The organism is Pseudomonas sp. GXM4 (assembly GCF_008923895.1).
In the GTDB taxonomy this organism is placed as follows: domain Bacteria; phylum Pseudomonadota; class Gammaproteobacteria; order Pseudomonadales; family Pseudomonadaceae; genus Aquipseudomonas; species Aquipseudomonas atacamensis.
Window position 1 is genome coordinate 1 of the sequence record NZ_WBRZ01000158.1, and the last position, 13,323, is coordinate 13,323.

The 13,323-nt window shown below is 61.3% G+C and carries 11 protein-coding genes; 4 read left to right on the top strand and 7 right to left on the bottom strand.

The window, feature by feature from the left end; all coding sequences use genetic code 11:
- Positions 1-119 precede the first annotated feature (119 nt).
- Positions 120-1,007 (top strand): formate/nitrite transporter family protein, encoded by an 888-nt coding sequence (locus F8N49_RS18475; RefSeq protein WP_122747564.1) that lies wholly within the window; start codon positions 120-122, stop codon positions 1,005-1,007.
- Here the strand turns inward: F8N49_RS18475 and F8N49_RS18480 are convergent, their stop codons facing one another.
- Together F8N49_RS18480 and F8N49_RS18485 are read right to left on the bottom strand one after the other, a co-directional pair.
- Complete coding sequence (locus F8N49_RS18480) at positions 1,008-2,273, bottom strand: sodium:proton antiporter (protein WP_024014630.1); 1,266 nt, start codon at positions 2,271-2,273, stop codon at positions 1,008-1,010.
- 250 nt (positions 2,274-2,523) lie between these two features.
- A complete protein-coding gene (locus tag F8N49_RS18485) occupies positions 2,524-3,693 on the bottom strand; it encodes an MFS transporter (protein ID WP_042606597.1) in 1,170 nt (389 codons plus the stop codon).
- A 331-nt stretch (positions 3,694-4,024) separates the two neighbouring features.
- Between F8N49_RS18485 and F8N49_RS18490 the strand changes: the two genes are divergently transcribed.
- Positions 4,025-4,408 (top strand): MAPEG family protein, encoded by a 384-nt coding sequence (locus tag F8N49_RS18490; protein ID WP_039757593.1) that lies wholly within the window; start codon positions 4,025-4,027, stop codon positions 4,406-4,408.
- 90 nt (positions 4,409-4,498) lie between these two features.
- Here F8N49_RS18490 and F8N49_RS18495 read toward each other — a convergent pair whose 3' ends face one another.
- A complete protein-coding gene (locus tag F8N49_RS18495; protein WP_151552051.1) occupies positions 4,499-5,671 on the bottom strand; it encodes a murein transglycosylase A in 1,173 nt (390 codons plus the stop codon).
- A gap of 128 nt (positions 5,672-5,799) precedes the next feature.
- Here F8N49_RS18495 and F8N49_RS18500 point away from each other — a divergent pair, with 128 nt between their 5' ends.
- Positions 5,800-6,249 (top strand): cytochrome c, encoded by a 450-nt coding sequence (locus tag F8N49_RS18500; RefSeq protein ID WP_056786463.1) that lies wholly within the window; start codon positions 5,800-5,802, stop codon positions 6,247-6,249.
- Between the two features lie 183 nt (positions 6,250-6,432).
- Here F8N49_RS18500 and F8N49_RS18505 read toward each other — a convergent pair whose 3' ends face one another.
- The 4 genes from F8N49_RS18505 to F8N49_RS18520 form a co-directional block, all read right to left on the bottom strand.
- Entirely contained in the window at positions 6,433-6,828 is a 396-nt protein-coding gene (locus F8N49_RS18505; protein ID WP_016772779.1) for a DUF1090 domain-containing protein, read from the bottom strand.
- Positions 6,829-6,925: 97 nt separating this feature from the next.
- Positions 6,926-8,602: an NAD-dependent DNA ligase LigB gene (gene ligB / locus F8N49_RS18510; RefSeq protein ID WP_151552052.1), complete on the bottom strand. Its 1,677-nt coding sequence runs from the start codon at positions 8,600-8,602 to the stop codon at positions 6,926-6,928.
- Between the two features lie 221 nt (positions 8,603-8,823).
- Positions 8,824-10,014 carry a methionine adenosyltransferase gene (gene metK, locus F8N49_RS18515; RefSeq protein WP_024014624.1) on the bottom strand — a complete coding sequence of 397 codons (1,191 nt, stop codon included), beginning with the start codon at positions 10,012-10,014 and terminating at the stop codon, positions 8,824-8,826.
- Between the two features lie 18 nt (positions 10,015-10,032).
- The gene (locus F8N49_RS18520; protein ID WP_016772782.1) at positions 10,033-11,028 is read right to left on the bottom strand and encodes a metalloregulator ArsR/SmtB family transcription factor; all 996 of its coding nucleotides are present in this window, start codon (positions 11,026-11,028) and stop codon (positions 10,033-10,035) included.
- A 258-nt stretch (positions 11,029-11,286) separates the two neighbouring features.
- Between F8N49_RS18520 and tkt the strand changes: the two genes are divergently transcribed.
- Positions 11,287-13,284, top strand: coding sequence for a transketolase (tkt, locus tag F8N49_RS18525; RefSeq protein ID WP_071173876.1), 1,998 nt, complete (start codon positions 11,287-11,289; stop codon positions 13,282-13,284).
- The last annotated feature ends 39 nt before the right edge of the window (positions 13,285-13,323 follow it).

Genomic DNA, 13,323 nt, shown 5'->3' on the forward strand with positions numbered 1-13,323 from the left:
GCAGCCTTCGGCAGCTCCTACCCTGGATTGGTGTGCATGCAGAGATTTGCGCCGCGCCTACAGAACGTATTCCCAAGCGCAACGGTCGTAGCTACATCCCCCCCACCGGTTGCCACGCCATGACCACCCCCACCAGCGAAAAGACCCCCGACCTCTCGGCCAAGGAGCAGCACGAAGTCGAGAAGAGCCAGCCGCCGCGCGCGGCCGTTCTGCATGAAATCATCCGCACTCAGGGCGACCAGGAACTGGAGCGCAGCATTGCCGCGCTGTGGTGGTCGGCGCTGGCGGCAGGGTTGACCATGGGCCTGTCCCTGATGGGCATGGGCCTGCTCAATTCGCGTCTGCCCGATGGCGATGAGTTCAAGGTGATCGCCAGCTTCGGGTACTGCGCCGGTTTCCTCGCGGTGATCCTCGCGCGCCAGCAACTGTTCACCGAAAACACCCTGACCGCCGTGCTGCCGGTGATGACCAAGCCGACGCTGAAGAATTTTCTGCGACTGATCCGTCTGTGGACAGTGGTATTGGTCGGCAACCTCTGCGGGACGATTCTGGTCGCCTACGTGATGCTGGAATTGCCGATTTTCGACAGCAAGACCGACGTCGCCTTCCTCGAAATCGGCCGCAAGGTCATGGAGCACAGCGCCAGTCAGATGTTCGCCAAGGGCATCGTCTCCGGCTGGATGATCGCCACCATGGTCTGGATGATCCCCTCCATGGAGAGCGCGAAGATGTGGATCATCATCCTCATCACCTACTTCATGGCGCTGGGCGACTTCACCCATATCGTCGTCGGATCGGCGGAAGTGTCGTATCTGGTGTTTGCCGGCGAGTTGCCGTGGAGTGATTTCTGGGCGGTGTTCGCCGCGCCGACGCTGGCAGGAAACATCATCGGCGGCAGCTTTATCTTCGCGCTGATCAGCCATGCGCAGATTCGCAGCGAAAGCGGTGCGCCGAAGGAATCTGCGGATCAGGCTGTTAAGCCCGATCCGCAGTCGATCAAGAAATGATCAGTGGTGGGCTGGCTCAGCCACGCTGGCCGGCTCGTTGCGCGTCGCGTGCTTGACCAGTTTGCCGATGGTCAGGCCCTGCAGCAGGATCGACGACAGCACGACGATGTAGGTGATGCTCAGCAGCAGGTCGCGTTCCGGGCCCAGCGGCAGGGCCAGGGCCAGTGCCACCGAAACACCGCCGCGCAAACCGCCCCAAGTGAGGATGCGGATGGTGCCGGCCGGCACTGAGCGCCAGCGCCGCAGCAGCAGGATCGCCGGCGCCACGGTAAGCAGGCGCGACAGCAGAATCGCCACCGCCAGCAGGCCTGCGGCGGCCATGTGCAGCCAGTTGAACGGCAGCAGCAACAGCTCCATGCCGATCAGCGCAAACAGCAGCGCGTTGAGCATGTCATCGAGCAACTCCCAGAAACCGTCCAGATAGCGCCGGGTCATGTCGTTCATCGCCAGATTGCGCCCGAGGTTGCCGATGATCAGACCGGCCACCACCATCGCAATCGGCGCCGAGACGTGCAGTTCGGTGGACATCGCCGAACCGCCGATCACCAGGGCCAGCGTCAGCATCACGGTGATCTGGTGCTGCTCGACGCTTTTGATCATCCGATAGACCAGATAACCAATCAGTCCGCCGAACAACACACCACCAATCGCCTCATGGACGAAGAGCATGGCCGTGGCGCTGACGGTCGGGGTTTCGCCCAGTTGCGCGATGCCCAGCAGCACGGTGAAGACCACCACCGCCGTGCCGTCGTTGAACAGTGATTCGCCGACGATGGTGGTTTTCAGTGGCTTCGAAGCGTTGGCGGTACGCAACACGCCGAGTACCGCAATCGGGTCGGTCGGTGAGATCAGCGCGCCGAACAACAGGCAGTAGAGGAAACTCACGTGCCAGCCGAACAGGGCAAAAATGTAGAAGGCCAGGCTGCCGATCACCACGGTGGCGATCAACACGCCGAAGGTCGCCAGCAGGCCGATCGGCCAGCGGTAGCTACGCAAATCATTGAGGTTGACGTGCAGGGCGCCGGCGAACAGCAGGAACGAGAGCATCCAGTTCATCAGCAGATCGCCGAAATCGATCTGGCCGATCAGTTGCTGCACGCGGTCTTCGAGGCCGGGAAAGCCGAGGACGCTGAGGCCTTGCAGGAGCAGTGAGAACAGCAGGGCGGTAACCATCACGCCGATGGTCGGCGGCAGACCGATAAAGCGGAAATTGACGAAGGTCAGGAGGGTGGTGAGGCAGATGAAAGCGGCGACGAGTTCAAGCATCCGGGGTCCTTTGGATGGAGAGTGAATGGAGCGCGACCGGAGGTTGGACGCAGGGGTTTGATGGGCAAACAGCGACATGGGACACACCACAGTTCATTGTGGCGAGGGGATTTATTCCCGCTCGGCGGCGAAGCCGTCGCAATCGGGCTTATCGATTATTCCTGACAAAACCCGATTGAAGGTTTTTGGGGCTGCTGCGCAGCCCAACGGGGATAAATCCCCTCGCCACAGGTAGTCAGTCGCAGAGGTCTCAGCCAGACACATTGACCGCACTCGCCCGCCGACGTTGCAGGTAAATGAACAACAGCGCCGTCAGCACCGTCAGCACGCCGACCAGCGCCCCGGTCCACGGCAGGTCCGCCAGATCCGCGCCGCTGGCAACCACCAGCCCGCCAATCCAGGCACCTGCTGCGTTGCCCAGATTGAACGCGCTCTGGTTCAGCGTCGAACCCAGATTCGGCGCTTCGTGCGCCTGATCGATGATCAACAGCTGCAGAATCGGGCACAGCGCAAAAGCGAAAATTCCCCACAGCACCAGAGTGATCGCCGCCGGAATCACCGAACGGCTGGTCTGGCTGAACGCCGCGAGAATCACCACGACCGCCAGTGCCACGCCGACCAGTGACGGCAGCAAGCGGCTGTCGGCCAGGCGCCCGCCGAGCATGCTGCCCGCTGTCAGGCCGACGCCGAACAACAGCAGCATCACCGTCACGCCGTGGGGGCTGACGCCAGTGATGTCTTGCAGGATCGGTGCGATATACGTGAACACGCTGAACAGGCTGGTCGAGGCCAGCACGCTCATGCCCAGCGCCAGCAGCACGTTGGCCTTGCCCAGCACTTTGAATTCGCTGGCGAGGTTGGCTTTGTCCATTGCGATGTGTTTTGGCAGCCACAACCACTGCGCCAGCGCCGCAACAATGCCGATCACCGACACCGCCCAGAAGGTCGAGCGCCAGCCAGCGTATTGGCCAAGCGCTGTGCCGAGTGGCACGCCGAGCACGTTGGCCAGGGTCAGGCCGGTGAACATCATGGCAATGGCTTGCGCGCGTTTGTTCGGCGCCACCAGGCCGGCGGCAACCACCGAGCCAATGCCGAAAAACGCCCCATGACACAGCGCCGTGACCACCCGCGCCGCCATCAGCGTCGCGTAGTTGGGTGCCAGCGCGCAGAGCACGTTGCCGAGGATGAACATCAGCGTCATGCCCAGCAATGTCGCTTTGCGCGGCATATTGGCGGTGCCGATCGCCAGGATCGGTGCGCCGAACACCACGCCCAGGGCGTAACCGGTGATCAGCAGCCCGGCGTGAGGAATGCTCACCGCCAGATCGCGGGCGACGTCGGGCAGCAGGCCCATGATGACGAATTCGGTGGTGCCGATGCCGAACGCGGCAACGGCGAGTGCAAGCAAAGCGAGGGGCATGCGCAAGGTCTCTGTCGGTAGTCTTGACGCTTTGATCAGGCATACGCGTGCCAGCGACCGTTTTCGAAGAAAGCGGAGCAGGCAGCTTTTATTGGAATTTTTTGGTGTGCAGCTGAGTACGGCGCGGTGGTTGCAGTATAAACAGCTGCTGACACATGGCGAATCAATAATCTGACTAATCGACGGCGCGCTGGAAGTGCCGTGTTATATCCAGCTGAAAGAACCTTTCGGCCGGGCGCGGCTCTTAGCCTGTGGGCAGGTGCTGATCGGCATGCTGGTGATGAATTTCTGATCGCTCGCCAATTTCTCCAATCGAAAAAAGGACGACGTTATGACAGTGGCTCTGTGGTGTGTGTTGATCGCGATTTTCCTGCCGTACGTGTGCACGATCGTGGCGAAGGCCACCGGCGGTTTCCGCCTCAAGGACAATTACGATCCACGGGACTTTCTCGACAGCGTCGATGGCGTCGCCCGTCGCGCCCATGCCGCGCAACTGAACAGCTTTGAAGTGACGCCCGCGTTTGCTGCCGCAGTGATCGTTGCGCATCTGGTCGGCACGGCGCAGCTGGTGACGGTCAATGTGCTGGCCGTGCTGTTTATCACCAGTCGCCTGCTGTACATCATTTGCTACCTGGCTGACTGGGCTGCACTGCGTTCGGTGGTGTGGTTTATCGGGATGGGGCTGATTGCTTCGTTTTTCTTTGTGTCCATTTAAAAGCAAGGTCAAAAGATCGCAGCCTGCGGCAGCTCCTACAGAGAAATGCATACTCCTGTAGGAGCTGCCGAAGGCTGCGATCTTTTGCCTTTAGGGTTTGTCAGCCACCTGCGGCACTTGCGGCAACTCTTTTCCTTTAGGCCAGAGCATCCAGATCTGCCCCTGCTGCTTCATGTCCCCGGCCAGTTGCCCGGCCGCATCACCCGTGCCCCAGAACAGATCCGCGCGCACCTCGCCGGCAATCGCGCCACCGGTATCCTGCGCCGCGACCGGGCGCACCAGTGGGGTGCCATCCGGTTTGGTGGTCGACAGCCATAACAGACTGCCCAACGGAATCACCTTGCGATCCACCGCCGCGCTGTAGCCGGCGGTCAGCGGCACGTTCAGCGAGCCACGCGGGCCTTCGTTGCTGTCCGGGTTGCGGGTGAAGAACACGTAGCTCGGGTTGCTGGCGAGCAGTTCCGGAATGCGCGTCGGGTTGGCCTTGGCCCAGTTGCTGATCGCGCTCATGGTCACGTCTTCTTTCTTCAGCTCGCCTTGCTCGACCAGCCAGCGACCGATCGGTCGGTACGGGTGGCCGTTCTGATCGGCGTAGGCGATGCGCAACTGTTTGCCGTCCTCGGTCTGGATCCGGCCCGAGCCCTGGATCTGCAGAAATTGCAGATTCATCGGATCAGTCAGATAGGCAACAACCGGTGCGTTCACGCCTTTGGATTCGATGGTCGCCGCGTCGTCGTAAGGCTTGAGCACGCGGCCTTCGAGGCGACCGCGCAGGCGCTTGCCCTTCAATTCCGGGTAGATGCTGTCGAGCGAGACGATGATCATGTCATCCGGCACGCCATACACCGGCACGTTCGCCGTTGCGGTTGGCGTCAGGCTGCCGGGGTACACCGGTTCGTAGTAGCCAGTGATCAGACCATTGGGGTTGTCATTCTCGGCGCGCAGGCCGTAGACATCGAGATTCTGCTTGAGGAATGCACGAATCTCGGCGGCGCTTTGCGGCACATTCACCGCCGCAGCGCAGGTCGGCCCCCAGACTGCGTCGGCTTTGAGTCGTGTGCACGCGCTGCGCCAGGAACCGAAACCGGCGACCAGATCGCTGTCGGAGACCGCAGGCAAGGCTTCCCAGGTCGCGCTGGAATAGGTGGCCAGCGCATGGGTTTTTGGTTTGGCGCTGTCGCCGCCTGTGCAACCGGCGAGGATGGCGAGCAGTGGAAGGGTGACGATAAGCGGGTGACGCCAGGCCGTGAAGCGGCTGTTCATGGAGTGATTCCTGTGCCGGTTGGTCGAGTGCTCCATGCGCTCGACCAACCCGTATTTTTAATAGGGCTATTGGTGTTTGGCGGTGAGCCGAGGATACTGGCCGCCGATTTCCGCGACCTGAAGCCATCATGACTCTGAAACCCATTGCTGTTGTATTGCTGGCCTGTCTGACCTTGTCCGCCTGTGGCGGCGTCGACCCGAATTCGCCGCTGGGCCAGCGCAAGGCCATCTTCAAGCAGATGCTCAAGACCAGCGAAGACCTCGGCGGCATGTTGCGCGGGCGCATTGCCTTCGACGGACCGAAATTTGCCGAGGGCGCGGTCAGACTTGATGCGTTGGCCCATGAGCCTTGGAAGCATTTCCCGCAGGTGCGCGAAGAAGATCACACCAGCGCCAAGGACGATGTCTGGCAGAAACAGGCGCGTTTTCAGGAGCTGGCCCGCGCCCTCGAAGCGGCTACCGGTGAACTGGTGGTCGCCAGTCAGGTTCAGCCGTACAAGGCCAGCAATCTCGGGCCGGCAGTGCAGAAAGTCGAGGATGCCTGCAGTGCTTGCCATAAAGAGTTTCGCGATCATTGATTCCTGAAGCTGCTGAGTACGTTGTGGCGAGTGAGTACCTTGTGGCGAGGGAATTTATCCCCGGTGGGCTGCGAAGCAGCCCCAAAACCATACAACCGGGTTTTTTCAGTCGGACCCGACCAGTCGAATGTGCGACGGCTTCGCCGCCGGACGGGGATAAATCCCCTCGCCACAGGGCTTTGGTTACTTGTCGATCTCGTCCAGCGCTTCCTGCAGTTCCTTGCGCGACTCGGCGAGCTTTTCCTTGCGCTTGTTGATCTTCTCCGGATCGCCCTTCTTCATGGCCTTGTCGAGGTCCGCCTGACGCTGGCTCACCTCATGCTTGGCTTCAAGCACCTTGTTCTCACGCTCTTTCTTCAGCCCGGCGTCGGTGCAATGTTCGTTCACTTCACGCAGTGCGGTTTCCAGGCCTGCCTGCTGCTCCATGTTGCCGCGCGACTTGGCCTGTTCGATCTGATTGATGATGCCCTGCTTCTTGGCAGCGCAACCGGTCAGGCCCGGGCCGTCTTCTTCGGCCATGACCGGGGCGGCCATGACGCCGCAAAGAGTAAGCAGGGCGAGCGGTGCGAGAAATTTCATAAAAGCTCCATGTGCAAAGGCAATCGGGGTGGGAGGGCACTGCGCTGTTGGAGCGTCTGGCCGGCCGTTGGGTTCCCGCCGGGCGGGGATTGCAGGTTCAGAAGCCGTCGATTCCGGCGGCTTTCAGGGTTTCACTCAAAGCCAGTACCTGCGGGTCGCGAAAGAATGCGCTCAGTTGCGCCGCGCGTCCCGGGCCGATGCCGGCTTCTGCCTGCCATTGTTCAGTGTCGCGTTGTGCCAGGGCCTGCCACGAATCGTCCAGTTGTGCCTGTCCGGTCGGCGGCATGCCCAGCGCTTTCAACCATCGAGCGAACGGCTGTTGCCGCGCGCCCTGAAAACTGTCGATCAGCCGTGCGCTGCTGCGCTCGCCGAGGCCGGCAATGTTAGCAAGCTCTGACGCATCGAGGGTCAGCCAATCCAGCAGGTGTTTCAGACGGCCTGTTTCCAAAAGTTTCTCCCAGGTGCCACGCCCGACATGCTGCATGGCCAGGCCCTGCTTGCCACTGATCCAGGTCAGACGCGCGAGAAACTGGCTTTCACACCCCGGCGTCGGTTGCCAACAGCTCAGTATGTGGTAATCGCCGGCATCGGGAATGCTGATGTCTGCCCGTTCGCTGGTGCGCAGCACGACACTGTCCAGGCGCGGAATGGTCAGCCCGGCCAGACTGATTGCCACCTGATCGCCTGGACGGATGTCGAGGGTTTGCCAGCGCTTGAGCGAGCTGACACTGACCCGTTTGATTTCGCGGTCATCGAGTCTGACCGGCAGCAGTTCCAGCACCGGCGTGATCCGCCCGGTGCGGCCGATCTTGAAATTGACCTTGCGCACTTCGGCCAATGCCTGGGCGAAAGGGTATTTCCAGGCGATCGCCCAATACGGCGCGCGAGCCTGCCAGCGTTCGGCGGGTGGCCGTTGGCTCTGACGCAGCACCACGCCGTCGCTGGCAAAGGGCAGGGGCGAGCGATACCAGTGCTCGCGCCATTTTTGCGCATCTTCGAATCGGTTGACGGGCTGTGTAAAAGGCTCGGTTGCAGCGAACCCCAATGCCTGAAGTTCGGACAATCTCTCCGGCAGCCGCACAGGACCTTGCGGCCAGTCCCAGACAAACAGGCCGATCCCGGCGGCCTGTTCAACATCGAGTGTTTTGCGTCCCATCAGCCCGGCGATGGTGGCGCGGGCATTGACGCTGCCGGACTGTGATTGAACATGTGCGTTGAGGCGCCAATAAAGTTCGCCCTGTACCAGCAGATCCCGTGGCTGCCTCAACCGTTGCGGAATGGCTGCGATCATGCGCGCGGAGGCGGTCCAGTCCTGGCCGTTGACCCCGTCACCGCGACTGATCGCCTGCTGCAATATTCCCTGGCGGTAGATCAGCGTGACAGCCACGCCGTCGACCTTGGGCTGCACCCAGACGTTCTGGCGATCGCGCAACCAGTGGGCGACGTCTTCGGCTTTGTGCAGCTTGTCCAGACCGGTATGGGCGATGGGGTGGGTGACCGTGCCGGAAGCTGTGCGCAACGGCTGCGGGGATGAGGGTTGGTTGAAACAGGCTTGCCATTCTTTCAGCCGCAGCCGGGACTGGTCATAGAGTTCGTCGCTGATCAATGAACGGCCTTCGCGGTGATAGGCGTCGTCCCATTGGTCGATCCGGTTTTGCAGGGCGGTGATTTCGCGTTGGGCTTGGGAAAGATCCCAGTTCGGGCAGTTGGCTTGGCTGACGAGGGTGATGAGTGCCAGCAGGAAGGCCAGCAACAGGCGCAGTGTGAAGAGCATTGTGAGCGTCCTTGCTCGGGGGGTGATGCTTGAAGGGTAGGTGAGGATCTGAAGAACGTTGCGCGGCTTTTTTGCGAACTGTTTCGGGGCAGGGGAACTGGTGTTGCCGGGGCGGGCGCCTTCGCGAGCAGGCTCGCTCCCACACGGATCTCAAAAATCTGTCAGGCATGAAAAAGCCCCGCACGGCGCGAACTGTGCGGGGCTTTCATGCAGCCAGGGTATTACAGGCCAGCGGCAGAACGCAGTGCGTCGGCGCGGTCGGTTTTTTCCCAGGTGAACGTGGTGAAGCTGTCTTCGCCAACGGTCTTGGTCTGCGGCGCACGACCGAAGTGGCCGTAGGCTGCGGTTTCCTGGTACATCGGGTGCAGCAGGTCGAGCATGGTGGTGATCGCGTATGGACGCAGGTCGAACACTTCACGCACCAGTTTGATGATCTTGTCATCGCTGATCTTGCCGGTGCCGAAGGTGTTCAACGAGATCGACGTAGGCTGGGCCACACCGATCGCGTAGGACACCTGAATCTCGCAACGCTCGGCAAGGCCGGCCGCAACGATGTTCTTGGCCACGTAACGGCCTGCGTAGGCAGCCGAACGGTCAACCTTCGATGGATCCTTGCCGGAGAATGCGCCGCCGCCGTGACGGGCCATGCCGCCGTAGCTGTCGACGATGATCTTGCGGCCGGTCAGACCGCAGTCACCTACCGGGCCGCCAATGATGAACTGGCCGGTCGGGTTGATGTGGAACTGGGTGTCCTTGCTCAGCAGTTCGGCAGGCAGTACGTGCTTGACGATCAGCTCCATCACGCCTTCGCGCAGGTCTTTGTAGGAAACTTCCGGGTTGTGCTGGGTCGACAGCACCACAGCGTCGATGCCGACAACCTTGCCGCCTTCGTAACGGCAGGTCACTTGCGACTTGGCATCCGGACGCAGCCAAGGCAGCAGGCCCGACTTGCGTGCTTCAGCCTGACGCTGCACCAGCTGGTGCGAGAAGGTGATCGGCGCGGGCATCAGCACGTCGGTTTCGTTGCTGGCGTAGCCGAACATCAGACCCTGGTCGCCGGCGCCCTGATCTTCAGGCTTGGCGCGGTCGACACCCTGGTTGATGTCAGGGGACTGCTTGCCGATGATGTTCATCACGCCGCAGGTCGCGCCGTCGAAGCCGACTTCGGAGCTGGTGTAGCCGATGTCGCAAATCACGTCACGAACGATCTGCTCCAGGTCGACCCAGGCGCTGGTGGTCACTTCACCGGCAACGATGGCCACGCCGGTCTTGACCAGGGTTTCCACGGCCACGCGAGCGTGTTTGTCCTGGGCAATAATGGCGTCCAGCACCGCATCGGAAATCTGGTCGGCGATTTTGTCCGGATGTCCTTCAGACACGGACTCGGAGGTGAAGAGGGAGTATTCGCTCATCTCGATGTTTTCCTGAATTTACCGATGGTGAGTGTCGCCAGCCGGTCGCTGAAAGTGGCGAACCTGGATCTGGAAACCATTACGTAAGCCTACATAGAGGCTTTCCCCGGGAACGAGTCCCGCAGCGGTGGCCCAACGGGCCAGATCGTCCTGTTCAAACCCCAACCAGAGATCACCGCAGGCCTCCCTGGCCCAACTCTGGTTGTGGCTACATAACTCTGTCACGAGCAGGCTACCGCCCGGTTGCAGCAAGTCGGCCATGTGCCTGAGCGCATCGGCCGGGGCGGCGAAATGGTGCAGGACCATGTTCAACACCACGCAATCGGCTTGAAGGCTTGTGCCGTTCAATGCATCGGCCAATTGCAGGCTGACGTTAGCCAGCTGTTCACGTTCACACACCTGGCGCGCCAGTTCGAGCATCGCCGGGCTGTTGTCCAGCGCGGTTACGGTGCCGAAGCGACGGGCCAGTTCCGGCAGAAAAGCACCATCGCCGGGGCCGACTTCAATGGCCGTGGCTGCACCATCGAAGTTCAGTTTGTCGAGCAGGGCCAGCACGCTGTCACGGTACTGCGGCAGGCCTGCGATCAAGTCCTGCTGGGCACGAAATTTTTCCGCGACCCGAGCGAAAAAGTCCCGGCTGGCGGCGGCACGCTGACCATGAACCTGCTCGATGCGTGCTTGCACTTCATCAGGCAGATCCAGATCGTCGACTTCTTCCAACAACGCCGCGTGCAGCTTGCCGCCGAGCAATCCACTGTGGGGCAGGGCGCGACGATAAAAAATCGCGTTGCCCTCACGGCGTGTCGCCACCAGGTCGGCTTGCGCCAGCACCTTGAGGTGGTGGCTCATGCCCGACTGGCCGATGCCGAAAATCTGCGCCAGCTCCAGCACGCCAAACGAATCGTTGGCCAGCGCGCGCAAGACATTCAGCCGCAGCGGATCGCCGCCGGCCTTGCACAAGGCCGCCAGCTCGTCGCAATCGTCATGGCGAATGGAAGGCACGCGTAAGTTCATAGGGCTGGCAGTCTAGAGACGGGGGCAAGGCACCGCAAGGCCAATATCAAAAAGTTTTGATATTGCTCGATAAATGGCACTTCTCGGCGGACGGCAGTCTCTACAAACGAATAGCGGAAAGGTTTCACCAAGCGAAACCTGTGCTATCGATTGGAAAAACGCCTGCCGATGACTATCTGTCATTGCCCCGAGGCGCATGGGTGAGGGAAAATGCCCTCCTTTTTCCGTTTCAGTCTATTCACACCCAGGAGATCAGCGATGCCTAGCCGTCGTGAGCGTGCCAACGCCATTCGTGCCCTCAGCATGGATGCCGTGCAAAAAGCCAACAGCGGCCATCCCGGTGCCCCTATGGGTATGGCAGATATTGCCGAAGTGCTGTGGCGCGACTACCTCAAGCACAACCCGAGCAACCCGTCGTTCGCCGACCGTGACCGCTTCGTGCTGTCCAACGGCCACGGCTCGATGTTGATCTACTCGCTGCTGCACCTGACCGGCTACGACCTGTCGATCGACGACCTCAAGCAGTTCCGTCAACTGCACAGCCGCACTCCAGGTCATCCCGAATTCGGTTACACCCCGGGCGTCGAAACCACCACCGGTCCGCTGGGTCAGGGTCTGGCCAACGCCGTCGGTTTCGCCTTGGCGGAAAAAGTCATGGGCGCGCAGTTCAACCGTCCCGGCCACAACATCGTTGACCACCACACCTACGTGTTCCTCGGTGATGGCTGCATGATGGAAGGCATTTCCCACGAAGTCGCTTCCCTGGCCGGCACGCTGGGCTTGGGCAAGCTGATTGCCTTCTACGATGACAACGGCATTTCCATTGACGGTGAAGTCGAAGGCTGGTTCACCGATGACACGCCGAAGCGTTTCGAAGCCTACAACTGGCAGGTGATCCGCAACGTCGACGGCCACGATCCGGAAGAGATCAAGACCGCCATCGAAACCGCACGCAAGAGCGCTCAACCGACGCTGATCTGCTGCAAGACCACCATCGGTTTCGGTTCGCCGAACAAGCAGGGCAAGGAAGATTGCCACGGCGCCCCACTGGGTGACGCGGAAATCGCCCTGACCCGTCAGGCGCTGAACTGGAACCACGGCCCGTTCGAAGTCCCGGCCGAGATCTATGCGGAGTGGGACGCCAAAGAAGCTGGCCGCGCGGTCGAAGCAGAGTGGGATCAGCGTTTCGCCGCCTACTCCGCTGCGTTCCCGACTGAAGCCAACGAGCTGATCCGTCGTCTGAGCGGCGAACTGCCGGCCGACTTCTCGGAAAAAGCCTCGGCCTATATTGCCGAAGTCGCGGCCAAGGGCGAAACCATCGCCAGCCGCAAAGCCAGCCAGAACACCCTCAACGCCTTCGGCCCGCTGCTGCCGGAAATGCTCGGCGGTTCGGCTGACCTCGCCGGCTCCAACCTGACCCTGTGGAAAGGCTGCAAAGGCGTCAGCGCTGAAGACGCCAGCGGCAACTACATGTACTACGGCGTGCGCGAGTTCGGCATGACCGCGATCATGAACGGCGTCGCCCTGCACGGCGGCCTGGTGCCTTACGGCGCGACCTTCCTGATGTTCATGGAATACGCGCGCAACGCCGTACGCATGTCGGCTTTGATGAAGAAACGCGTGATCCACGTCTACACCCACGACTCCATCGGTCTGGGCGAAGACGGCCCGACGCACCAGCCGATCGAGCAATTGACCAGCCTGCGCAGCACGCCGAACCTCGACACCTGGCGCCCAGCCGACGCCGTGGAATCGGCAGTGGCCTGGAAAAACGCGCTGGAGCGCAAGGACGGCCCTTCGGCGCTGATCTTCTCGCGGCAGAACCTGCAACATCAGGAACGCGACGCTGGCCAGATTGCCAACATCAGCCGTGGTGGTTATGTGCTCAAGGACTGCGCAGGCGAGCCGGAGCTGATCCTGATCGCCACCGGTTCGGAAGTCGGTCTGGCGGTTCAAGCCTTCGACAAACTGACCGAGCAGGGCCGCAAGGTTCGCGTGGTTTCGATGCCTTGCACCAGCGCGTTTGATGCTCAGGATGCGGAGTACAAGCAGTCGGTTCTGCCGTTGCAGGTCAGCGCGCGTATTGCCATCGAAGCGGCCCACGCCGACTTCTGGTTCAAGTACGTGGGTCTGGAAGGCCGCGTGATCGGCATGACCACCTACGGTGAGTCGGCGCCGGCTTCGGCATTGTTCGAAGAGTTCGGTTTTACCCTGGAAAACATCCTCGGTCAGGCTGAAGAGCTGCTGGAAGACTAAATCTGACAGTTGTGTTTTCCGGGCTGACGCCTTCGCGAG